The organism is Rhodococcus sp. WAY2 (assembly GCF_009859915.1).
In the GTDB taxonomy this organism is placed as follows: Bacteria; Actinomycetota; Actinomycetes; order Mycobacteriales; family Mycobacteriaceae; genus Rhodococcus_F; species Rhodococcus_F oxybenzonivorans.
In genome coordinates this window covers 3,463,676-3,487,365 of record NZ_CP046572.1, presented here as the reverse complement: position 1 = coordinate 3,487,365, position 23,690 = coordinate 3,463,676, and the positions used below count along the sequence as shown (strand labels likewise).

Below are 23,690 nucleotides of genomic sequence, written 5' to 3'. Positions count from 1 at the left end.
GTCGCACCACGCCCTACGATCCCCCCCGGACTCGGCGATCAGGGACGGTCGACCTGCTTGCGGAGCCGAGCAGAGGCCTTGATCCGCCAAGCATCCTGCAGAAGCTCCGTGAGTTGGTCGAGGCCGACCTCGTCGAGACGGACCAGAATCGCGCCGTACCCGTCGTAGTGGGGGGTGGTGTAGAAAGCGTTTCCCTCCTCGAGGAGAGCGGCCTTCTCGTCGAGACCGCACACCACCATGAGCCCGCCGTCCGACTCCGTGCGGTGTCTCGCGATCAGCTTGCCGGCCACTTTCAGCGCCGGGGTCCGGTAGGACGTGCTTTCCTCCACTGCGGGCAATGACCTCCCGATGTCCACCACGTCCGCCCAGGTCGCCATGGCCCCAGTATGGCGGAATCGTGACGGCGGGCGACGACGTTTCTCGCGTGGTCCGACCGCGTGGTCCGCGACATTTCCGCGTGCGACTAAACTCCGGCGCGTGGCAACCCCGATGATCGCACCGTCCATCCTGTCTGCAGATTTCGCTCGTCTCGCCGAGGAGGCGACCGCGGTCGCCGGTGCCGACTGGCTTCATGTCGACGTGATGGACGCGCATTTCGTCCCGAACCTCACGCTCGGTCTTCCCGTGGTGAAGAGCCTGCTCGCGGCGACGGACATTCCGCTCGACTGCCACCTCATGATCGACGACCCGGGACGCTGGGCACCGCCCTACGCCGAAGCCGGCGCACACAACGTGACCTTCCACGCCGAAGCCACCGACGACCCGCGGTCGGTGGCCCGCGACATTCGGGCGGCCGGCGCTAAAGCAGGACTCAGTGTGAAGCCGGGAACGCCGATCGAGCCCTACCTGGAAATCCTGAAGGATTTCGACACACTTCTCGTCATGAGCGTGGAGCCCGGATTCGGCGGACAGTCCTTCATTCCGGAGGTGTTGTCCAAGGCGAAGGCAGTACGCCGTCTGGTCGACTCGGGTGAGCTGACGCTGATCGTGGAGATCGACGGCGGCATCAACGCCGACACCGTCGAGGCCGCCGCCGAGGCGGGAGTCGACTGCTTCGTCGCCGGGTCCGCCGTGTACGGCGCCTCCGATCCCGCCGAAGCGGTGCAGGCGCTCCGAGCCAGTGCGGCCAAAGCCTCTCCGCACCTGAGCATCTCGCGGTAACGGCCCAGCCGCGCCGTGAACGTGCCCCACGAGAATTCCGCCGCAGACCTCGACGCCGCGATGCTGATCGCCATCGGCGCCGCGGAGTCGGCCCGTGGTTTCACCAGCCCCAATCCCGCGGTCGGTGCTGTCGTGCTCGACGCCGGCGGGCGTATCGCCGGGGTGGGAATGACCCAGCCCCCGGGCGGTCCCCACGCCGAGGTCGTGGCGTTGCGGGAGGCGGGTGACGCGGCGCGCGGAGGCACGGTCGTGGTCACTCTGGAACCGTGTAACCACCACGGCCGCACGGGGCCCTGCTCCACCGCGCTGATCGAGGCCGGGGTCGTGGCCGTCCACTATGCGGTGGCTGATCCCAACCCCGAGGCGGCCGGTGGCGCCGAAACTCTCGCGGCCGCCGGCGTCGCCGTCGCCTCCGGACTGCGCGCCCAGGAAGTCGAGCGCGGGCCGCTCCGGGCCTGGCTGCACCGGCAACGCACCGGCCGGCCGCACATCACCTGGAAATACGCGGCGTCCCTCGATGGCCGTAGTGCCGCAGCTGATGGAACCAGCAAGTGGATCACCGGTCCCGACGCCCGGGCGCGGGTCCACGCCGACCGCGCGAAGCTCGACGCGATCGTGGTCGGCACGGGGACCGTGCTCGCCGACGACCCACGGTTGACGGCCCGGCTGCCCGACGGGTCTCTCGCGGCCCACCAACCGCTGCGGGTGGTGGTGGGCCGGACCGAGCTTCCACCGCGCGCTCGGGTTCTCGACGACTCGGCCCCCACGCTGCTGCTCCGCACCCACGATGTGAACGACGTCGTCGCCGCCCTCGCCGAGTACACCGACGTTCTGCTCGAAGGTGGGCCCCGGTTGGCGGGTGCTTTCCTTGCCGCAGGCCGGGTCGACCGGATCCAGGCCTACCTCGCTCCGCTGGTACTCGGTGCCGGCAGGCCCGCGGTGTCGGAGGCGGGGGTGTCCACGATCGACGGCGCACTGCGGTTCCACCACGAGTCCGTCGAAACAATCGGCCCCGATTTGTTGTTGAGTTTGATTCCGGCACTGTCGGAGCACCCCGCCCTGTCCAGCAAGCCCTGAATATCACTGTCAGCCCTGAAAACGAGGAGTAGCCACCGTGTTCACCGGAATCGTCGAAGAATTGGGTGAGGTCGTCGCCAAGGAAGAGCTGGCCGACGCCGCACGGTTTACCGTCCGCGGTCCGGTGGTCACTTCCGATGCGTCGCACGGAGACTCGATTGCCGTGAACGGTGTGTGCCTCACCGTCGTCGAAGTGCTCGCCGACGGGTCGTTCACGGCCGACGTCATGCAGGAGACCTTGAACCGGTCGAGTCTGCAGAAGATCGATGTCGGGAGCCGGGTCAACCTCGAGCGGGCGGCAGCACTGAACAGCAGGCTCGGCGGTCACCTCGTTCAGGGGCACGTCGACGGCACCGGTCACATCATCAGCCGGAACCCGTCCGACAACTGGGAAGTGGTGCGGATCGCTCTGCCCGACGCGATCTCGAAGTATGTAGTGGAGAAGGGATCGATCACGGTCGACGGGGTATCGCTGACCGTGTCGGCGCTCGGCGGGGAGCGCGGCGACGAGTATTTCGAAATCTCGCTGATCCCCACCACGCTGAACCTGACCACACTCGGAGCGGCGCCGGTCGGCACACCCGTCAATCTGGAGGTCGACGTGATCGCCAAGTATGTGGAGCGCCTGCAAGCCGCCGGCCGCTGAGTCGTACTGTTGAGAAGCATCCGACGGATGCGATTGCTGTATTCGAAGATGCGTAAGTCAAGACTTTGGAGACCGAGCACGTGACCAGGTTCGACAGTATCGAGCGCGCCGTTGCGGATATCGCCGCAGGCAAGGCTGTCGTCGTCGTCGACGACGAAGACCGGGAGAACGAGGGAGACCTCATCTTCGCGGCGGAGAAGGCCACCCCCGAGTTGGTTGCCTTCATGGTTCGATACACCTCCGGCTACCTGTGTGTGCCCCTCGACGGTGCGGACTGCGATCGGCTGGGTCTGCCCCCGATGTACGCCACCAATCAGGACAAGCACGGCACGGCGTACACGGTGACCGTCGACGCCCGTGAGGGCATCGGAACCGGGATCTCCGCATCCGACCGCGCCGCCACCATGCGGTTGCTCGCCGACCCGTCCAGCGGAGCCCAGGACTTCACCCGTCCCGGCCACGTCGTGCCGCTGCGCGCCAAGGAGGGCGGGGTGCTGCGCCGCCCCGGCCACACCGAGGCCGCCGTCGACCTGGCCCGGATGGCCGACCTCCGGCCGGCGGGCGTGATCTGCGAGATCGTCAGCCAGAAGGACGAGGGCCACATGGCCCAGACCGACGAGTTGCGGGTCTTCGCCGACGACCACAATCTCGCGCTGATCTCCATCGCCGATCTCATCGCCTGGCGTCGCAAGCACGAAAAGCACGTCGAACGCGTCGCGGCCGCACGGATCCCCACCCGGCACGGCGAGTTCACCGCCGTCGGATACCGGAGCATCTACGACGACGTCGAGCACGTCGCGCTCGTCCGCGGCGACCTGCCGGGTCCCGACGGTGACGGCAGCGACGTCCTGGTGCGGGTGCACTCGGAGTGCCTCACCGGTGACGTGTTCGGGTCACTGCGCTGCGACTGCGGTCCCCAGCTCGACGCCGCGCTGGACATGGTGGCGCAGGAAGGTCGCGGCGTGGTGCTCTACATGCGGGGGCACGAAGGTCGCGGCATCGGACTGATGCACAAGTTGCAGGCCTACCAGTTGCAGGACGCCGGGTCGGACACCGTCGACGCCAATCTCGAGCTGGGTCTGCCGGCAGATGCCCGCGACTATGGGATCGGTGCGCAGATCCTGGTCGATCTCGGCATCTCGTCGATGCGGCTGCTCACCAACAATCCGGCCAAGCGGGTCGGTCTCGACGGTTATGGCCTCCAGATCACCGAGCGTGTCTCGATGCCGCTGCGCGCGAACGCCGAGAACCTGACGTACTTGCGCACCAAGCGCGACCGGATGGGGCACGACCTGATCGGGCTCGACGACTTCGAAGCGGGAGAGCTGCTGTGAGTGGTGAAGGTCTGCCCGACCTGCAACTCGGTGAGGCTCAGGACCTCGAGCTGGCGATCGTGGCGGGAAGTTGGCACGCGGAGATCTCGGAGGCGCTGATCGCCGGTGCCCAGCGGGTCGCCGCGGACGCGAAGGTGAAGAAAGTCACCCTCGTGCGCGTGGCCGGTGCGATCGAACTGCCGGTGGTGGCCCAGCAACTGGCCCGCACTCATGACGCCGTGGTCGCCCTCGGTGTCGTGATCCGCGGAGGAACCCCGCACTTCGAATACGTCTGCGACGCGGTGACCGCCGGCCTGACGAGGGTGTCCCTCGACGAGAGCACTCCCGTCGGCAACGGTGTTCTCACCACCGATACCGAACAGCAGGCGATCGACCGCAGCGGCCTGCCCGGTGCGGTGGAGGACAAGGGCGGGCAGGCGTGCGCTGCGGCGCTCGACACCGCGGTCACCCTGGCGCGCCTGCGCCGGAAACGAACGGAAGATGCGCTCGCATGACCTCCTCGGAAACCGAGTGGCAGTTCGTCTCGCGACCACGCAAGTCGAGTCGGTACGCGATCGGCGTGGCGATTCTCATGGTCGTCCTACACGTGACGTTCGCCATTCTCCTGCGCGGTGATTCGACGGGCGTCTACTTCCGGCTCGCGGATCAGGTGGCCTTCGTCGGCATCGGGTGTCTGCTGGCCGGGGCGGTGCTTCTGCTCACACGTCCGCGGTTGCGCGTCGGCCCCCGCGGCATCGCTGTCCGCAACGTCCTGGGCGAACGGATCGTCGACTGGGACCTGTACGAGGGACTCTCGTTTCCCGACGGCGCCGCATGGGCGCGGATAGAACTCCCCGACGACGAATACGTTCCCGTGATGGCGATCCAGTCGAACGACCGCGACTACGCGGTGGACGCCGTGCACCGCTTCCGTGACCTCGTGTCGGAGTACGCACCGTCCTGACGGGCCGGCCTGTTCCGGCCGTCGCGGATGCGGGGTTGGTCGGTGGCGCCGACTAACGTGGAGGGGTGCCCGATCCTTCGACATATCGCCCCGCGACCGGAACGATTCCGGTGGCGCCGGGGGTATACAAGTTCCGCGATCCGCACGGCCGGGTCATCTACGTGGGGAAGGCGAAGAGTCTTCGTTCGCGGTTGAACTCCTATTTCGCCGACGTCACGACGCTGCATCCGCGTACCCGTCAGATGGTCACCACTGCGGGCAGCGTCGAGTGGACCGTGGTGAGCACCGAGGTGGAGGCACTCCAGCTCGAATACAACTGGATCAAGGAGTTCGATCCGCGGTTCAACGTCCGGTACCGTGACGACAAGACCTACCCGGTGCTCGCGGTCACGTTGAACGAGGAGTTCCCGCGGTTGTTCGTCTACCGCGGTCCGCGTCGTAAGGGGGTGCGGTATTTCGGTCCCTACTCCCACGCCTGGGCTATCCGCGAGACCCTGGATCTGCTGCTGCGCGTGTTCCCGGCCCGGACATGTTCGGCCGGAGTGTTCAAGCGGCACAACCAGATCGGCAGGCCCTGTCTGCTCGGCTATATCGACAAGTGCTCGGCGCCCTGTGTGGGGCGCGTGTCGGCGGCGGAACACCGGCAGATCGTGGAGGACTTCTGCGACTTCCTGTCCGGCCGCACCGACAAGCTGGTCCGCGAGCTCGAGGCACGCATGCAGAAGGCGTCGGAAGAGCTGGACTTCGAGTTGGCGGCGCGGCTGCGTGACGACGTCGGCGCGCTACGGCGGGCACTCGAGAAGCAGGCGGTGGTGCTCGGCGACGGCACCGATGCCGACCTCGTCGCCTTCGCGACCGACGAACTCGAAGCGGCGGTCCAGGTGTTCCACGTGCGCGGTGGCCGGGTCCGCGGGCAGCGCGGCTGGGTGGTCGAGAAAGCCGGAGACGTCATCGACTGGGCAACGGTCGATTCCGAGGCGGGTTCGGACCTACCGCTTCTCGTCGAGCAGTTCCTCACTCAGTTCTACGGCGAGCAGGCAGCGTTGGCGGGCGGCGCCGACGGCGAGAGCGAAAGCAACGGCGTCCCGCGAGAGGTGCTCGTTCCGGTACTGCCACACGACACCGAGCAGGTGCAGGAGTGGCTGAGCGGGTTACGCGGATCAGGAGTCCGCGTGCGAGTGCCGCAACGCGGCGACAAGAAGGCCCTCGCCGAGACGGTGCAGCGCAATGCGCAGGAGGCGCTGGCGCAACACAAGCTGCGACGCGCTGGTGACTTCACGTCCCGGTCGGCTGCACTGCAGGGCATCCAAGAGGCTCTCGATCTGGATTCCGCCCCCCTGCGCATCGAGTGTGTCGACATCAGCCACGTGCAGGGCACGGACGTCGTGGCATCACTCGTCGTCTTCGAGGACGGCTTGCCCCGCAAGTCCGACTACCGCCACTACGCGATCAAGGAGGCCGCCGGCGACGGCCGCTCCGACGACGTCGCGAGTATCGCCGAGGTCACCCGCAGGCGTTTCCTGCGGCACAACCGCGACGTCGGTGTGCTGAGGGCGGAGGCCGAGGCGGCGGGTGAAGGCTCCGAAGGCGGCGATCTCGCACCCGAGGCGGCGATCGACCCTCAGACCGGGCGTCCGCGACGCTTTGCGTATCCGCCCAACCTTTTCGTGGTGGACGGGGGTGCGCCGCAGGTGGCGGCCGCATCCGCCGTTCTCGAGGAACTCGGGATCACCGATGTCGCGGTGATAGGGCTCGCCAAGCGACTCGAAGAGGTCTGGGTACCGGGGGAGGAGGATCCGGTGATCCTGCCCCGCACCAGTGAGTCCCTGTACCTCCTGCAGCGGGTGCGGGACGAAGCGCACCGGTTCGCCATCACCTTCCACCGCAGCAAGCGCTCGCGGCGGATGACGGCATCGGCGCTCGACTCCGTACGCGGTCTCGGCGATACCCGCCGCAAGGCGCTGGTCACCCATTTCGGCTCCGTCGCCCGCCTCAAGCAGGCCACTGTCGAGGAGATCACGGCGGTGCCCGGGATCGGCACGACCACGGCGAAGGCCGTCCTCAGCGCCCTCGGGGCCGGGGAACCGTCTGCGGCGGTGGCGGGAGTGGGGGATGATGAAGCCGATCGCAATGGAACCGGCAGCACAGAAGAGAACGGCGCAGACATCCGGCACGACTTGGCAGCACAGCAGGACCCGGCCGCAGAGCAGGAGCCGCCGGCACAGCGCGACACAGTAGGGCTACACGCTTCGCAACGGACAGGTGTCGAGTGAACGATCAGCACGCGCAGAGCGACCGTCCACCCACGGTTCGGCCGATGGACTTCCTTCTCGTCACCGGGCTTTCGGGGGCGGGACTGCAAACCGCCGCGAAGGTTCTCGAAGACCTCGGTTGGTATGTCGCCGACAATCTGCCACCGGAACTGATCTCCCGCATGGTGGATCTGAGTCTGGAATCCGATTCGCGACTCGAACGCCTCGCGGTGGTCATCGACGTGCGCAGCAGGCTGTTCACCGGAGACCTCGGCTGGGTTCTCACCGAGCTGGAGTGCAAGCCGGTGCACACCCGGGTGCTGTACCTCGATGCGTCCGACGAGGTGTTGGTGCGCCGCTTCGAGCAGGTGCGGCGAAGTCATCCGCTGTCCGGGGGCGGCGCCCAGGGCACCCTGTCCGAGGGCATCGCCGCCGAGCGCGACCAACTCGCCAAGGTCAAGGCCGCCGCGGATCTGGTGATCGACACCTCGTCCCTCGCCGCGCACCAGCTGAGGCAGAAGATCGAAGACGCCTTTGGGGACGCCGAGCACCGCACGATGCAGGTGACGGTCCAGTCGTTCGGTTTCAAGTACGGTCTTCCGATGGACGCGGACCTGGTCTGCGACGTCCGGTTCCTTCCCAATCCGCACTGGATCCCCGAACTGCGCCCGCACACGGGACAGAGCCCGGACGTGCGGGACTACGTGTTGTCGCAGGACGGCGCGGACGACTATCTGACCACCTATCACCATCTGCTGGATCTGACGATCGCGGGATATCGTCGGGAGGGGAAGCGTTACATGACCATCGCGGTGGGTTGCACCGGCGGTAAGCATCGCAGTGTCGCGATGTCCGAGGCCTTGGCAGGCCGGCTCGGAAACGACTCCGGTCTCGGCGTGCGTGTCGTTCACCGTGATCTGGGGCGCGAATGACGGCGGAGCACGCCTACCCCGCAGTGGTCGCGCTCGGTGGAGGTCATGGGCTTTTCGCCACGCTGAGTGCGGCGCGCCGGCTCAGCCGGAACGTCACTGCCGTCGTCACCGTCGCGGACGACGGGGGTTCGTCGGGTCGCCTGCGCGCGGAACTGGGCGTCATCCCGCCCGGAGATCTTCGGATGGCGCTGGCGGCGCTCGCTGCGGACGACCCGGACGTGCAGGACTGGACGGATACCATCCAGCACCGGTTCGGGGGTATCGGCGCTCTGGCCGGGCATTCGGTGGGAAATCTCATGCTGGCCGGCCTGACCGAAGTCCTCGGCGACCCCGTTGCCGCTTTGGACGAACTCGCCCGGTTGCTCCGCATCGACGGCCGGGTGCTGCCGATGTCGCCGATCGCACTCGATATCGAAGCCGACGTGCAAGGCCTCGAGGCCGACCCGCGAGTCAGCCGCTGCATCCGCGGGCAGGTCGCGGTCGCGACCACCCCGGGCAAGGTGCGGCGCGTTCGGTTGCTGCCCGCGAACCCACCGGCATGTCCCGACGCGGTGCGAGCGATCGAGGCCGCCGACATGGTGGTCCTCGGTCCGGGATCGTGGTTTTCCAGTGTCATCCCGCACGTCCTGGTACCCGAACTTCTCGACACCCTGATCGCGACCGTCGCCCGGAAGGTGCTGGTGCTCAACCTCGCACCGGAGCCCGGTGAGACCGCAGGTTTCTCCACGGAACGGCACTTACACGTGCTGTCCCGGCACGCACCGGGGCTCACCGTCGACTTCGTGGTCGTCGATTCCGCGTCCGTCCCCCCGGGCCGGGAACGCGAGCATCTCGACCGCGCCGCGGAGCAGTTCCGGGCCCGCGTCGTCTACGCCGACGTGTCGGAACACGGCACCCACACGCACCATGCAGGCAAACTTGCGTCCGTTCTCGAACAGCTCTGGAGCGGCCCCGACCCGGGGTCTCGGGGGAGCGTTGTGGCCGAGACACCAGAGGAAAGGGAGAGCGCTTCGTGGCAATGACAGCAGAGGTCAAAGACGAACTCAGTCGTCTCGTCGTCACTCATGTGAGTTGCCGGAAGGCCGAGGTTTCGTCGCTGCTGCGGTTCGCCGGGGGATTGCACATCGTCGGTGGCCGTGTGGTGGTGGAGGCCGAAGTCGACCTCGGCTCCACGGCTCGGCGACTGCGCCGGGAAATTTTCGACCTGTTCACCTACAGCGCCGACGTCCATGTCCTCAGCGCCGGAGGACTCCGAAAGTCGTCGCGTTACATCGTGCGTGTCGCGAAGGAGGGTGAGGCCCTCGCCCGTCAAACCGGGCTCCTCGACCTGCGGGGACGTCCGGTGCGCGGTCTGCCGGCCCAGGTCGTCGGCGGCAGTGTCGCCGATGCGGAGGCGGCGTGGCGAGGTGCGTTCCTCGCGCACGGCTCGCTCACCGAACCGGGACGATCCTCGGCACTCGAAGTCAGCTGCCCCGGTCCGGAGGCCGCGCTCGCGCTCGTCGGCGCTGCTCGCCGGCTCGGGATCTCGGCGAAAGCACGAGAAGTCCGCGGCACCGACCGTGTCGTCATTCGCGACGGCGAGGCCATCGGGGCTCTGCTCACGCGGATGGGGGCGCAGGACACCCGCCTCGTGTGGGAAGAACGCCGGATGCGCCGTGAGGTTCGGGCCACCGCCAACCGGCTGGCCAACTTCGACGACGCGAACCTGCGGCGCTCCGCCCGTGCGGCAGTGGCAGCCGCAGCCCGCGTCGAGCGGGCACTCCAGATTTTGGGCGACGAGGTGCCGGACCACCTGGCGGCGGCCGGGCATCTGCGCGTCGAGCACCGTCAGGCGTCGCTGGAAGAGCTCGGCCAGCTCGCCGACCCGCCGATGACGAAGGACGCTGTCGCAGGGCGGATTCGGCGTCTTTTGTCCATGGCGGACCGCAAAGCCAAGGAAACCGGGATCCCCGACACCGAGTCGGCCGTCACCGCAGACCTTCTCGACGACGCGTAGCTGTCCGGCCCGCATGCCCGAGTGCGGGACTGTGCTGGGCGTGGGTGGAGTGCGCGCCGGGCGATCCTGAGCACTAGGGTAAGAAACACATCGACCGATGGACCCTCGCGCCCGGCCATGCACACGTGGATTCGAGTGGTGCGGGGCAGCAGAGCTGTACACCAGAATCATGCGCAAAGGAGCAGATTGTGACTGTCCGGGTAGGCGTAAACGGTTTCGGCCGTATCGGGCGTAACTTCTTCAGGGCGGTGGATGCGCAGAAGGCGCTCGGAACCACCGACATCGAGATTGTGGCGGTCAACGACCTCACGGACAACGCAACGCTCGCGCATCTCCTGAAGTACGACTCCATCCTGGGTCGTCTTCCGCACGACGTCTCGCTCGAGGGCGAAGACACGATCGTGGTCGGAAGCCAGAAGATCAAGGCTCTCGCGATCAAGGAAGGCCCCGCGGCACTTCCGTGGGGTGACCTGGGCGTCGACGTCGTCGTCGAGTCCACCGGTATCTTCACCGACGCCGCGAAGGCGAAGGGTCACCTCGACGCGGGCGCCAAGAAGGTCATCATCTCCGCCCCGGCAAAGGGCGAGGACATCACCATCGTGATGGGCGTCAACGACGACAAGTACGACGGCAGCCAGAACATCATCTCCAACGCCTCGTGCACCACCAACTGCCTCGGGCCCATCGCCAAGGTGCTCGACGACGAGTTCGGCATCGTCAAGGGGCTCATGACCACGGTTCACGCCTACACCCAGGACCAGAACCTGCAGGACGGCCCGCACAGCGACCTGCGTCGGGCCCGCGCCGCCGCTCTCAACGTGGTTCCCACCGGTACCGGTGCGGCCAAGGCGATCGGCCTCGTGCTTCCGCAGCTCCTCGGCAAGCTGGACGGCTACGCGCTGCGCGTGCCGATCCCCACGGGTTCGGTCACCGACCTCACCGCAAACCTGAAGAAGTCGGCGAGCGTCGAGGACATCAACGCCGCGATGAAGGCTGCGGCCGAGGGACCGCTCAAGGGCATCCTCAAGTACACCGACGCGCCGATCGTGTCCTCCGACATCGTCACCGATCCGCACTCCTCCATCTTCGATTCGGGACTCACCAAGGTCATCGAGGATCAGGCGAAGGTCGTGTCCTGGTACGACAACGAGTGGGGCTACTCCAACCGCCTGGCCGACCTCATCGGTCTCGTCGCCAAGTCTCTCTGAGCAAAGGTCAAATAACAGTGGCAGTTCAGACTCTCCAGGATCTGCTGAACGCTGGGGTGGAGGGGCGCACCGTGCTGGTGCGCTCCGACCTCAACGTTCCGCTCGACGGTGACAAGATCACCGATCCCGGCCGCATCATCGCGTCCGCCCCCACGTTGAAGGCGTTGGCGGAAGCCGGGGCCAAGGTCATCGTCACCGCCCACCTGGGCCGTCCCGACGGCACACCCGATCCCAAGTTCTCGCTCGCACCCGTGGCAGTGAAGCTGGCGGAGGTACTCGGCCGCAACGTCCAGCTCGCCGGGGACGTCGTCGGCCAGGACGCTCTGGCCCGCTCCGAGGGTCTCACCGACGGCGACGTGCTCCTGCTCGAGAACATCCGCTTCGACGCGCGCGAGACGAGCAAGGACGAGGCGGAGCGCACCAAACTCGCCGAGGCGCTCGTCGAGCTCGTCGGAGACGACGGTGCTTTCGTCTCCGACGGCTTCGGTGTCGTCCATCGCGCGCAGGCGTCCGTCTACGACGTGGCCAAGTTGCTTCCGCATTACGCGGGCACACTCGTCGCCGCCGAGGTCGAGGTTCTCGGCAAGCTGACCCAGGACGCCGAACGGCCCTACGCGGTGGTGCTCGGCGGGTCGAAGGTGTCGGACAAGCTCGCGGTGATCGAGGCACTGGCGCCCAAGGTCGACACCCTCGTCATCGGTGGCGGCATGTTCTACACGTTCCTGGCCGCGCAAGGCGTCTCGGTCGGCAACTCGCTGTGCGAGGAGTCGATGATCGAGACCTGCAAGGGGCTACTCGACCGGTACGCCGACGTCATTCACATCCCGCAGGACGTGGTGATCGCGGACTCCTTCTCGGCGGATGCCGAGTCCAAGACCGTGTCGGTACTCGAGATCCCGGACGGCTGGATGGGCCTCGACATCGGACCGCAGTCGGTGCGCCGATTCGCGGCGATCCTCACCAGCGCGAAGACGGTATTCTGGAACGGCCCGATGGGTGTGTTCGAGTTCGAGAAGTTCTCGGCGGGCACCAAGGGTGTTGCCGAGGCCATCATCGAGGCCACCGGCAAGGGCGCCTTCAGCGTCGTCGGTGGCGGCGACTCCGCGGCCGCGGTGCGTCAGCTGGATCTCCCCGAGGACGGCTTCTCGCATATCTCGACTGGTGGTGGAGCCTCCCTCGAATACCTCGAGGGCAAGGAACTGCCCGGCATCTCGGTTCTGGAGGGCTGATGGCGCGCAAGCCGCTGATCGCCGGCAACTGGAAGATGAATCTGAACCATTTCGAGGCGATCGCGCTGGTTCAGAAGATTGCCTTCTCGCTGCCGGACAAGTATTTCGACAAGGTCGACGTGACGGTGCTCCCACCGTTCACCGACATCCGCAGTGTCCAAACCCTCGTCGAGGGTGACAAGCTCCTGCTCACCTACGGGGCGCAGGACGTGTCGGCGCACGACTCGGGTGCCTTCACCGGCGAGATCAGCGGTTCCATGCTGGCCAAGCTGGGGTGCACGTTCGTCGTCGTCGGACACTCCGAGCGTCGGACCCTGCACGGTGAGGACAACGACACCGTGCTGGCCAAGACCAAGGCAGCACTGAAGAACGGACTCACCCCGATCGTCTGCATCGGTGAGGGTCTCAACATTCGTGAGGCCGGCGAGCACGTGGCGTACAACGTCGAACAGTTGCGGGGTTCGCTCGCCGGGCTGTCCGCCGAAGACGTCGCCAAGGTCGTCATAGCATACGAGCCGGTGTGGGCCATCGGCACCGGCCGGGTCGCCAGTGCGTCGGACGCGCAGGAAGTGTGTGCTGCGGTCCGTGCCGCCCTCGGCGAACTGGCCACCCCTGCGGTGGCCTCCACGGTCCGTGTGCTCTACGGCGGAAGCGTCAACGCCAAGAACGTCGGCGAGATCGTCGGGCAGTCCGACGTGGACGGCGCCCTCGTGGGCGGCGCTTCACTCAAGGCCGACGAGTTCGCGACGCTGTCGGCGATCGCTGCCGGCGGCCCCCTGCCCTGAGGCGCCTCCGGCGCTCGTGCGCCTTTCTGGTAGCCACGGCTACCAGAAAGGCGCACGAGCGCGAAGCGCCTGTAGGGTGTACGAGGTCGTAGTTGTTGCTACTCGATGGGTGGACGTAGACAGACATGGAACTGTTCCTGGATATCTTGCTGGTTGCCACCAGCTTGCTGCTGATTCTGTTGGTGCTCCTGCACCGCGGTAAGGGCGGCGGGTTGTCCAGCCTCTTCGGCGGCGGCGTCCAGTCGAGCCTGTCCGGTTCCACCGTGGTCGAGAAGAACCTCGACCGCCTCACCGTCTTCACCGGTCTGATCTGGTTGATCTCGATCATCGGCATCGGCCTGGAGATCAAGTTCGGCTGATCAACCTTCCCCACGCGGACCCAGCCGTTCCATCATGCGGACCCCGCAGCTTCATCGTGCGGACCCCGCAGCTTCATCGTGCGGACCCCGCAGCTTCATCGTGCGGACCCCGCAGCTTCATCGTGCGGACCCCGCAGTGGCAGTTGATACTGGGTGCATGACCGAAACCCCCCGTGAAGCCACCGAACCACTCCGCGAAGACATTCGGCTGCTCGGCGGCATTCTCGGTCAGATCGTCCGCGAACAGGCCGGCGACGACATCTTCGATCTCGTGGAGAAGGCCCGGGTCGAATCGTTCCGTGTTCGGCGTTCGGAAATCGACCGCGCCGAACTGGCCGACATGTTCACGAACGTCGCCACCGGGGACACCATCCCCGTCATCCGCGCCTTCAGCCATTTCGCTCTTCTGGCAAATCTCGCCGAGGACATACACCGGGAACGCCGCCGGGCCGTGCACGTGGCAGCGGGCGAACCAGCTCCCGACAGCACTCTCGCGGCCACGTTCGCGAAGCTCGATGCCGCCGACCTCGACCGAGAAGTGGTCGCGACAGCCCTACGTGGGGCGCTCGTCTCACCGGTGATCACTGCCCACCCCACCGAAACGCGTCGACGGACGGTGTTCGACACCCAGACGCGGATCACTGAGTTGATGCGGTTCCGGGAGCGGACCGCGCTCACCGAGTCGGAGATCGCCGACGTCGATGTGCGGCTTCGGCGCCAAATCCTTACCCTGTGGCAGACCGCATTGATCCGGCTGTCTCGCTTGCGTATTCAGGACGAGATCGAAGTCGGGCTGCGTTACTACGACGCCGCGCTCTTCGAGGTCGTGCCCGCGATCAATGCCGAACTCCGCAACGCCCTCCAAGCCCGGTGGCCCGACACCGATCTCGGGCGGGAACCCATTCTCCGGCCGGGGTCGTGGATCGGTGGCGACCGGGACGGCAATCCCAACGTCACCGCGGACGTCGTAAGGCAGGCGACGAGCCGCGCCGCCGCAACCGCCGTCGAGCATCATCTGTGCGAACTGGCGACGCTCGAACGGGAACTGTCGATGTCTGCCCGCCTGGTAACGGTCACTCCCGACCTCGATCTTCTGGCGGCGGCCTCGCAGGACGACTCACCGTTTCGTGCCGACGAGCCGTACCGGCGTGCGGTCCGCGGGATCCGCGGCCGCCTGACCGCCACCGCGCTCCGTATCCTCGGGGAGATGCCCGCGTACGCCCTCGACCTCGGGCTCGCGCCCTACGACTCACCGCCGGAAATGCTCCATGAACTCGATGTGGTCGACGAGTCCCTGCGCCGCGGCGGCGACGGCACGATCGCCGACGACGGCCTCGCCCGACTCCGCGAATCGGTGGACGTGTTCGGGTTCCATCTCTCGGGCCTCGACATGCGCCAGAACTCGGAGGTGCACGAAACGGTGGTCGCCGAGCTGCTCGCCTGGGCGGGGGTGCATCCCGACTACACGTCGCTGTCCGAGGACGAACGGGTCGACTTGCTCACCGCGGAGCTCTCGACGAGGCGCCCGCTGACGGCAGCGAAGGCGGAGTTCAGCGAACTGACCACCAAGGAGCTCGCCATCCTCGAAGCCGGGGCCGAGGCGGTGCGGACGCTCGGGTCCGGAGCGGTGCCCAACTACATCATCAGTATGTGTACCTCGGTCAGCGACATGCTCGAGGCGGCGATCCTGCTCAAGGAAGTGGGGCTGTTCGATCCCGGGCCGGGGGAGAACCCGTCGTGTCCGGTGGGGATCGTGCCGCTCTTCGAGACGATCGAGGACCTTCAGCACGGCGCATCCACGCTCGAGGCGACCCTCGCGATTCCGCTCTACCGGGCCCTCGTGGCGTCCCGGGGCGACTCGCAGGAAGTGATGCTTGGATACTCCGACTCCAACAAGGACGGCGGGTATCTCGCTGCGAACTGGGCGCTGTACCGGGCCGAGCTCGACCTGGTGGAGGCGGCCCGGAAAACGGGAATACGATTGCGCCTCTTCCACGGTCGCGGTGGCACCGTCGGGCGTGGCGGCGGACCCAGCTACGAGGCGATCCTCGCGCAACCGCCGGGAGCCGTCGCAGGCTCGCTGCGCATCACCGAGCAGGGCGAGGTGATCGCCGCCAAGTACGCGGAACCCCGCCTCGCGCAACGCAACCTCGAAACCCTTCTCGCGGCAACCCTCGAGGCCACCCTGCTCGACGTGGAGGGACTCGGCGCCGCCGCCGAACCCGCCTATCGCGTCCTCGACGAACTCGCCGCACTCGCGCGCCGTGCGTACAGCGAACTCGTCCATGACACACCAGGATTCGTTCAGTACTTCGAGATGTCGACGCCCGTCGCGGAGATCGGGGCACTCAACATCGGCAGCCGGCCCGCGTCCCGGAAGCAGACGACGTCGATCGCCGACCTGCGCGCGATCCCCTGGGTGCTGTCCTGGAGCCAGTCGCGGGTGATGCTGCCAGGGTGGTACGGCACCGGCTCCGCGTTCGAGCAGTGGACCGCCGGCGACCCCGAGAAGGTTGCCACCCTGTCACGGCTCTATGACACGTGGCCCTTCTTCCGCACGGTCCTGTCCAACCTGGCGATGGTGATGTCCAAATCCGACATGGGTCTGGCGGCACGCTATTCGGAGTTGGTTCCCGACGAGGGGCTGCGACAACGGGTGTTCGGGATGATCACCGAGGAGCACGAACGCACCATCCGGATGTACAAGACGATCACCCGAAACGACACGTTGTTCGCCGACAACCCGGGGCTCGAACGGTCGGTGCACAATCGCTTTCCGTACCTCGAACCACTGAACCACCTCCAGGTGGAGTTGTTGCGCCGATACCGTGCCGGCGACGACAGCGACCAGACCCGCCGCGGTATCCAGCTCACGATGAACGGGCTGGCCACCGCGCTCCGGAACAGCGGTTAGCTGTCCTGCACCGACGCCGCCACGCGACTTTCGGTCCGGGGGAACCGATTGTCGGCCCACTGCGTCAAACGGGGAAAGGGGTCGAAACGGGACAGACCGTGACCCTCTCGAGGTGGAATGGGGTTACAGGATGGGGCGCTGCGCGGGGAAACCTCAGCACTGGCGAGGGGGCTTCGGACAGAGGGGGACGGGCCGGTCGAGCGCGCACCGCGGCGGCCGGATCAGTACCGCATGCCACGTGACGCGGATCGAGGCGGAGAAGGGCCCTCGTCCCTCGGCGACGTTGCCTGCCGAGGACGACGAGGACCCCCACCTGTGAATGGATCAGCTCGGCAGTCGGGATGCGGCCGAAGAATCGAGCAGCCAACGTGTGGCGGTCAGTCCCCGCGCGCCGGAGGCCGGTATCTCCACCGGGGGTGCGCCCGCGACGGCGGCGGCCACGGCCTCGGCTTTGGCTTCCCCGGAGACGACCAGCCAGACTTCGTCGGCGTGTCGCACAGCGGGAAGGGTAAGGGTGATGCGGACGGGCGGCGGCTTGGGGGAGTCGGTCACCGCAACGACGAATCGGTGTTCTTCACGTACCGCGTCGGTGTCGGGGAAGAGGGAGTTGACGTGACCCTCGCCGCCCATGCCGAGGAGATGGACATCGAACACCGGAACCTGCTTGCCGTCGGCGTGCGCGCCCAATACCTGCGCGTAGGCGACCGCAGCTGCCTCCGGGTCGTCGGTGTAGATACCGTCGGACACGGGCATCGTGTGGACCCGGTCAGGGTCGACATCGACGTGGTCGAGGAGCGCGGCCCGCGCCTGCACGTCGTTGCGTTCCGGATCACCGGTGGGCAGAAATCGTTCGTCTCCCCAATAGATGTCGAGTTCACGCCAGTCGATGTCACCGGGATTCTTCCGCACCTCCTCGAGCATCCCGATCCCGGTACCGCCACCGGTCAGAACCACCGACGCCGACCCACGAGATTTCTGGGCGGCGACGACCGTGTCGACGAAACGCCGGGCGGCCGCAGCCACCAGCGTGTCCGTGTCGGGATGGACCTCTACGTGAATGTCACTCATACGTCACCTTCGTCAGGCCGGACAATGCGGCTTCGTAGACCTCGTCGGCATCGAGTCGGCGCAGTTCCTCCGCCAGGCAGTCACGCGTTTCCCGTCGGCCCAGGGCCACCAGCGCGTCCGGTTTCCCGGTCCGCGACAGTGTTGCGGTCGTTCCCGTTTGCGGACGACTGATGGTCAGCGATCCGCCGTCGGCAAAGCTCAATTCCACGAACAGCCGTCCGGTCCTGCGACTCACCGGCATGTCGACCCGGCTCGCCAGCCACCCGGCGATCAGATCGACAGCGGGTTCGTCCACCAGACCCGACACCACCGCGGAGGTGATCGCCGAGTGCGGCGGCTGATCGACCGCGGACGCGAGCAGCGCGCGCCAGTACGTGATGCGACTCCACGCGAGATCTGAGTCACCGGACGTGTACGACGTGAGCCGGCCCTTGATTTCCGCCGTCGGATCGTCGCGGCCTGTGGCGTCGGTGATGCGGCGGATCGCAAGCCTGCCCACGGGGTCCTGTGCAGGAACGGCCGGAGCGATCTCGGGCCACCAGACGACCACAGGTGTGTCCGGCAGGAGGAAGGGGACCACCACGCTGCTTTCGTGATCGGCCAATTCGCCGAAGAGTCGGAGCACGACGACCTCGGATGCGCCGGCGTCGCCACCGACACGGATCTGCGCGTCCAACCGCGGCGCCGCTTCCCGCTCACCGCGGGCCACGACGATCACACGGCAGGGATGTTCCCGGCTCGCCTCGTTGGCGGCATCGATGATGTCCTCGGAGTTGTCGCTGTCGCGCGTGCACACCACGAGGGTGAGCACGCGGCCGAGCGTGACAGCACCGCCGGTCTTACGCAGCTCGACCAGCTTCTTGTTGACCTGGCCGGTGGTAGTCGAGGGAATGTCGATGATCATCTACGGCCTTCTCCATTCGCGGCCGGTGCGGCGCATCATCTCGTCCGCCGAGTGTGGGCCCCACGTTCCGGCCTCGTAGGGTTCCGGTTTGCCTTCCGCGGCCCAGTGCGCGAGTACCGGATCGAGGATCTCCCACGACAGCTCGACCTCCGCATTGACGGGGAAGAGCGACGGCTCACCGAGCAACATGTCCAGAATGAGACGTTCGTACGCTTCCGGAGACGACTCGGTGAAGGCCTGTCCGTAGCTGAAGTCCATGTTGACGTCCCGGACTTCCATGCTCGACCCGGGAACCTTGGACCCGAATCTCATGGTCACACCCTCATCCGGCTGCACCCGGATGACGAGAGCATTCTGGCCGAGTTCCTCCGTCATCGTCTGGTCGAACGGGAGGTGCGGTGCACGCTTGAACACGACGGCGATCTCGGTGACCCGCCTGCCCAGTCGCTTTCCGGTTCGCAGATAGAAGGGCACTCCCGCCCACCGCCGGGTATCGACCTCGAGCGTGATCGCGGCGAAGGTTTCGGTAGTGGAGTCGGTAGCGAAGCCCTCCTCCTCCAGCAGACCGACCACCGGAAGCCCGCCCTGCCAGCCGCCGGCGTACTGGCCGCGGGCGGTGGTTTCGTCGAGCGGCTCCGCGAGCCGGGTTGCTGAGAGAACCTTGATTTTCTCCGCCTGCAGTTCGGACGGTTCGAAACTGATCGGCTCCTCCATCGCGGTGAAGGCGAGGAGTTGAAGGAGATGGTTCTGGATGACGTCGCGCGCCGCCCCGATTCCGTCGTAGTAGCCGGCCCGTCCACCGAGACCGATGTCCTCGGCCATCGTGATCTGGACGTGGTCCACATAGTGGGCGTTCCAGATCGGATCGAACAATTGGTTGGCGAATCGCAGTGCCAGGATGTTCTGAACGGTTTCCTTGCCCAGGTAGTGATCGATCCGGAAGACGGTGTCCTCGGGGAAGACCTGGTTCACGACCGCGTTGAGCTCGCGAGCGCTGTCGAGATCGTGGCCGAACGGCTTCTCGATGACCACTCGTTTCCACTGGCCGTCGTCGGACTGGGCGAGCCCGGCTTCCGACAACTGTTTGAGAACCACCGGGAACGCGGCCGGCGGAATCGCGAGGTAGAACCCGTGATTGCCGCCGGACCCACGTTCGCGGTCGAGCGTGTCGAGGGTGGACGCAAGCTGCGAGAACGATGCCGGGTCGTCGAAGGAGCCTTGCACGAACCGCAGGCCCTCCGACAGCCGATCCCACACATCTTCCCGGAACGGGGTGCGCGAATGCTCGCGGACCGCGTCGTGCACGACCTTGCCGAAATCCTGGTCGTCCCAGTCCCTCCGGGCGAACCCGACGAGGGCGAAGCCGGGGGGGAGGAGACCACGATTGGCCAAGTCGTAGACGGCCGGCATCAGCTTGCGCCGTGCGAGGTCGCCGGTGACACCGAAGATCACCAGCGCACACGGCCCGGCGATGCGCGGTAGGCGCTTGTCCCTACCGTCGCGGAGCGGATTGACCCAATCGTCTGACGCTGCGGGCACCCTCACGAATCAGCTCTTCTGCCCTGCTGTACGGAGCTGCTCCGCCGTGGCCTCGAGCAGCTCGTTCCACGACACCTCGAACTTGTCGACACCCTCGTTCTCGAGGACGAGGAAGACGTCGGTCAAGTCGACGCCGACGGCGGCGATCTTGTCGAAGACCTCCTGCGACGGGGCTCCGGTGCCGGACACCGTGTCACCGGTGATGTCACCGTGGTCGGCGACGGCGTCGAGCGTCTTCTCGGGCATGGTGTTCACCGTGTTCGGTGCCACCAGCTCGGTGACGTACAGGGTGTCGGAGTAGTCGGGGTTCTTGACACCCGTCGACGCCCACAGCGGACGCTGGGGCCGCGCGCCGTCGCCCAGGAGCCCCTGGAACCGCGGCTGGACCTCGAACACCTGCTGGTAGGCCGCGTACGCCAGTCGTGCGTTGGCGAGCGCCGCCTTGCCGCGGAGTTCGAGTGCCTCCGGCGTACCGATCGCCTCGAGTCGCTTGTCGATCTCGGTGTCGACGCGGGAGACGAAGAACGACGCGACCGAGTGAATGCGGGAAAGGTCGTGTCCTGCTGCCTTGGCAGCCTCGAGCCCGTCGAGGTAGGCGCCCATGACGAGTTCGTACCGCTCGACCGAGAAGATCAGGGTGACGTTGACGCTGATGCCTTCGCCGATGACCTTCGCGATGGCGGGGATCCCGGCCTCGGTGGCCGGGATCTTGATGAACACGTTGGGCCGGTCGACGATCTTCCACAGCTCCACCGCTTGCGCGACGGTCTTGTCGGCGTCGTGTGCCAGCCGCGGATCCACCTCGATGGAGACCCGGCCGTCGACTCCGTGGCTCGCTTCGTACTGCGGGGCGAGGATGTCGCAGGCGGCGCGCACGTCGTCGGTGGTGACCGTGCGGATGGTGGCTTCGACGTCGGCGCCGCGCTCGGCCAGCTCGTTGACCTGCGCGTCGTAGACGTGGCCCTTGCTCAGCGCGGCCTGGAAGATGGACGGGTTGGTGGTGACGCCGACGACACTCTTGGTGGCGACGAGTTCGGCCAGGTTGCCGGACTCGATGCGGTCACGCGAGAGGTCGTCCAGCCACACGGAGACCCCGGCCTCGGAGAGCTTCTGAAGATTCGGATTCTGAGTCATGACGTTTTTTTATCCCTTCACTCGGGAGAGCGAGCGCTGTGCGGCCGCGGTGACGGCTTCGTCGGTGAAACCGAACTCGCGGAACAAGGTCTTGTAGTCGGCAGAGGCGCCGAAGTGCTCGATCGAGACGATTTCGCCATCCGAGCCGACGAAGCGGTACCACGGCATCGCGATGCCGGCCTCGACTGCGACGCGGGCCTTGACGGTCGGAGGCAGCACACCGTCCCGGTAGGCCTCGTCCTGTGCGTCGAACCACTCGACGCACGGCATCGACACCACCCGCGTGGGAATGCCCTCGGCCTCGAGGGTCTCGCGGGCGGCCACGGCGATCTGGAGTTCGGAACCGGTGCCGATCAGGATGACCTCGGGAACACCGGAGGAGGCATCGGCGAGGACGTAGCCACCACGGGACACTCCCTCGTAGCTGGTTCCTTCGAGGACGGGCAGATCCTGGCGAGTCAAGGCCAGGCCGGAGGGCGCGCGGGTTGCCTCGTCGGCACCCTTCTCGAGGACGGCCCGCCAGGCGTGGGCGGTTTCGTTGGCATCACCGGGGCGCACCACATTCAGGCCCGGGATGGCGCGCAGCGCGGCGAGGTGCTCGATCGGCTGGTGGGTCGGGCCGTCTTCGCCGAGACCGATGGAGTCGTGAGTCCAGACGTAGGTGACCGGGGTCTTCATGATCGCCGCAAGCCGCACGGCGGGACGCATGTAGTCGCTGAACACCAGGAAGGTGCCGCCATAGGGGCGGGTGGGCCCGTGCAGGGCGATGCCGTTGAGAATCGACCCCATGGCGTGCTCGCGGACACCGAAGTGCAGGGTCCGGCCGTAGGGGTCGGCGTTCCACATCGACGTGGAGATGGAGGCGGGGCCGAACGAGTCGGAGCCCTTGATGGTGGTGTTGTTGCTTTCGGCGAGGTCGGCGGAACCGCCCCAGAGTTCCGGGAGCACCGGTCCGACAGCGTTCAGGACCGCTGCGGACGCCTTGCGGGTGGCGACACCCTTGGGGTCCGGCTCCCAGGTCGGAAGTACGTCGGCCCAGCCGGCGGGCAGGTCGCGACCGGTGAGGCGGTCGAGGAGCTTCTTGCCCTCGGGGGCGCGCACAGCCCACTCGTCGAAGCCGGCCTGCCATTCCTTGTGCGCCTGGGCGCCGCGCTCGACGACCTTGCGGGTGTGCGCGATGACCGCATCGGTGACCTCGAACGTCTTGTCGGGGTCGAAGCCGAGTGCCGTCTTCACTGCGGCAACCTCATCGGCGCCGAGCGCCGCACCGTGGGCGGCACCCGTGTTCATCTTGGTGGGCGCCGGGTATCCGATGATGGTCCGCAGCAGGATCAGTGACGGGCGGTCGAGGACGTCGCGAGCCTTCTGGAGCGCTTCCTCGATCGCGACGACGTTCTCGCCGCCCTCGACGACCTGGACGTGCCAGCCGTACGCCTCGTAGCGGGCGGCGGTGTCCTCGGACAAGGCGATCGCGGTGTCGTCCTCGATGGAGATCTTGTTGTCGTCGTAGATCAGGGTGAGGTTGCCCAGCTGCTGAACGCCGGCGATCGACGACGCCTCGGAGGTCACACCTTCTTCGATGTCACCGTCGGAGGCGATGACGTAGATGTGGTGATCGAACGGGCTCTCACCGGGTGCGGGCTCCGGGTCGAACAGGCCACGTTCGCGGCGAGCCGCCATCGCCATGCCGACGGCAGAGGCCAGACCCTGACCGAGTGGACCGGTGGTGATCTCCACGCCGCGGGTGTGACCGTGCTCGGGGTGTCCCGGGGTCTTCGAGCCCCACGTGCGCAGCTGCTTCAGGTCGTCGAGTTCGAGGCCGTAGCCGGCGAGGTAGAGCTGGATGTAGAGCGTCAGGCTCGAATGCCCACAGGAGAGGACGAAACGATCGCGGCCGATCCAGTCGGCGTCGGTGGGGTCGTGGCGCATGACGCGCTGGAAGAGCGTGTAAGCGAGGGGTGCGAGGCTCATGGCCGTGCCTGGGTGGCCGTTACCCACCTTCTGCACCGCGTCCGCGGCGAGTACGCGGATGGTGTCGACGGCCTTGGTGTCCAGTTCGGTCCAGTCTGCTGGGTGAACCGGTTGCGTGAGGACGTGGATGTCGTCTGTGATCGACACGGGCAGAAGTCTCCTGACATGGGTGAACGTGGAGCCTGAGGATGCGTGAGCCTCTTGTGCCACCCCAGCCTAGTGTGCAGTCCTATCCGGG

At 66.9% G+C, this 23,690-nt stretch carries 21 protein-coding genes; 15 read left to right on the top strand and 6 right to left on the bottom strand.

The window, feature by feature from the left end:
- Nucleotides 1-38 precede the first annotated feature (38 nt).
- On the bottom strand, nt 39-377 hold the full coding sequence (locus GFS60_RS16010) for an MmcQ/YjbR family DNA-binding protein (RefSeq protein ID WP_159922665.1): 339 nt from the start codon (nt 375-377) through the stop codon (nt 39-41).
- Between the two features lie 100 nt (nt 378-477).
- On the opposite strand from GFS60_RS16010, the gene rpe reads away from it, so the two are divergent.
- From rpe to ppc, 15 genes are all read left to right on the top strand, one after another.
- Complete coding sequence (rpe, locus tag GFS60_RS16005) at nt 478-1,161, top strand: ribulose-phosphate 3-epimerase (protein ID WP_109335134.1); 684 nt, start codon at nt 478-480, stop codon at nt 1,159-1,161.
- Between the two features lie 21 nt (nt 1,162-1,182).
- Nucleotides 1,183-2,238: a bifunctional diaminohydroxyphosphoribosylaminopyrimidine deaminase/5-amino-6-(5-phosphoribosylamino)uracil reductase RibD gene (ribD, locus tag GFS60_RS16000; protein ID WP_159927240.1), complete on the top strand. Its 1,056-nt coding sequence runs from the start codon at nt 1,183-1,185 to the stop codon at nt 2,236-2,238.
- 37 nt (nt 2,239-2,275) lie between these two features.
- Complete coding sequence (locus GFS60_RS15995; RefSeq protein ID WP_159922663.1) at nt 2,276-2,884, top strand: riboflavin synthase; 609 nt, start codon at nt 2,276-2,278, stop codon at nt 2,882-2,884.
- A gap of 80 nt (nt 2,885-2,964) precedes the next feature.
- Complete coding sequence (locus GFS60_RS15990) at nt 2,965-4,218, top strand: bifunctional 3,4-dihydroxy-2-butanone-4-phosphate synthase/GTP cyclohydrolase II (RefSeq protein WP_109335132.1); 1,254 nt, start codon at nt 2,965-2,967, stop codon at nt 4,216-4,218.
- Nucleotides 4,215-4,712 (top strand): 6,7-dimethyl-8-ribityllumazine synthase, encoded by a 498-nt coding sequence (gene ribH, locus GFS60_RS15985; RefSeq protein ID WP_159922661.1) that lies wholly within the window; start codon nt 4,215-4,217, stop codon nt 4,710-4,712. The genes GFS60_RS15990 and ribH overlap by 4 nt, the downstream gene beginning before the upstream one ends.
- On the top strand, nt 4,709-5,161 hold the full coding sequence (locus tag GFS60_RS15980; protein WP_109330248.1) for a PH domain-containing protein: 453 nt from the start codon (nt 4,709-4,711) through the stop codon (nt 5,159-5,161). The genes ribH and GFS60_RS15980 overlap by 4 nt, the downstream gene beginning before the upstream one ends.
- Before the next feature lie 65 nt (nt 5,162-5,226).
- Nucleotides 5,227-7,434, top strand: coding sequence for an excinuclease ABC subunit UvrC (gene uvrC, locus GFS60_RS15975; protein WP_236603155.1), 2,208 nt, complete (start codon nt 5,227-5,229; stop codon nt 7,432-7,434).
- A gap of 44 nt (nt 7,435-7,478) precedes the next feature.
- Complete coding sequence (gene rapZ, locus GFS60_RS15970; protein WP_201453626.1) at nt 7,479-8,345, top strand: RNase adapter RapZ; 867 nt, start codon at nt 7,479-7,481, stop codon at nt 8,343-8,345.
- Nucleotides 8,342-9,367, top strand: a complete 1,026-nt coding sequence (locus tag GFS60_RS15965; RefSeq protein ID WP_159922657.1) for a gluconeogenesis factor YvcK family protein — start codon at nt 8,342-8,344, stop codon at nt 9,365-9,367. The genes rapZ and GFS60_RS15965 overlap by 4 nt, the downstream gene beginning before the upstream one ends.
- Nucleotides 9,364-10,341, top strand: coding sequence for a DNA-binding protein WhiA (gene whiA, locus GFS60_RS15960; protein ID WP_201453625.1), 978 nt, complete (start codon nt 9,364-9,366; stop codon nt 10,339-10,341). The genes GFS60_RS15965 and whiA overlap by 4 nt, the downstream gene beginning before the upstream one ends.
- A 188-nt stretch (nt 10,342-10,529) precedes the next feature.
- Nucleotides 10,530-11,549, top strand: a complete 1,020-nt coding sequence (gene gap, locus GFS60_RS15955) for a type I glyceraldehyde-3-phosphate dehydrogenase (RefSeq protein WP_109330240.1) — start codon at nt 10,530-10,532, stop codon at nt 11,547-11,549.
- Between the two features lie 17 nt (nt 11,550-11,566).
- Nucleotides 11,567-12,778 (top strand): phosphoglycerate kinase, encoded by a 1,212-nt coding sequence (locus GFS60_RS15950; protein ID WP_159922655.1) that lies wholly within the window; start codon nt 11,567-11,569, stop codon nt 12,776-12,778.
- A complete protein-coding gene (tpiA, locus tag GFS60_RS15945) occupies nt 12,778-13,563 on the top strand; it encodes a triose-phosphate isomerase (RefSeq protein ID WP_109330236.1) in 786 nt (261 codons plus the stop codon). Before GFS60_RS15950 ends, tpiA begins: the two co-directional genes overlap by 1 nt.
- A 125-nt stretch (nt 13,564-13,688) precedes the next feature.
- Nucleotides 13,689-13,922, top strand: coding sequence for a preprotein translocase subunit SecG (gene secG / locus GFS60_RS15940; protein WP_109330234.1), 234 nt, complete (start codon nt 13,689-13,691; stop codon nt 13,920-13,922).
- A gap of 157 nt (nt 13,923-14,079) precedes the next feature.
- Complete coding sequence (gene ppc, locus GFS60_RS15935; RefSeq protein WP_159922653.1) at nt 14,080-16,836, top strand: phosphoenolpyruvate carboxylase; 2,757 nt, start codon at nt 14,080-14,082, stop codon at nt 16,834-16,836.
- Nucleotides 16,837-17,160: 324 nt separating this feature from the next.
- On the opposite strand, the gene pgl is transcribed toward ppc, so the two are convergent.
- From pgl to tkt, 5 genes are read right to left on the bottom strand one after another with little or no spacing between them, the layout of a single operon-like run.
- The gene (gene pgl, locus GFS60_RS15930; RefSeq protein WP_159922651.1) at nt 17,161-17,904 is read right to left on the bottom strand and encodes a 6-phosphogluconolactonase; all 744 of its coding nucleotides are present in this window, start codon (nt 17,902-17,904) and stop codon (nt 17,161-17,163) included.
- Nucleotides 17,897-18,808, bottom strand: coding sequence for a glucose-6-phosphate dehydrogenase assembly protein OpcA (opcA, locus tag GFS60_RS15925; protein WP_159922649.1), 912 nt, complete (start codon nt 18,806-18,808; stop codon nt 17,897-17,899). The genes pgl and opcA overlap by 8 nt, the downstream gene beginning before the upstream one ends.
- Nucleotides 18,809-20,353 (bottom strand): glucose-6-phosphate dehydrogenase, encoded by a 1,545-nt coding sequence (zwf, locus tag GFS60_RS15920; protein WP_159922647.1) that lies wholly within the window; start codon nt 20,351-20,353, stop codon nt 18,809-18,811.
- Nucleotides 20,354-20,356: 3 nt separating this feature from the next.
- A complete protein-coding gene (gene tal / locus GFS60_RS15915; protein WP_159922645.1) occupies nt 20,357-21,481 on the bottom strand; it encodes a transaldolase in 1,125 nt (374 codons plus the stop codon).
- Between the two features lie 9 nt (nt 21,482-21,490).
- Nucleotides 21,491-23,599: a transketolase gene (gene tkt, locus GFS60_RS15910; protein WP_159922643.1), complete on the bottom strand. Its 2,109-nt coding sequence runs from the start codon at nt 23,597-23,599 to the stop codon at nt 21,491-21,493.
- Nucleotides 23,600-23,690 lie beyond the last annotated feature (91 nt).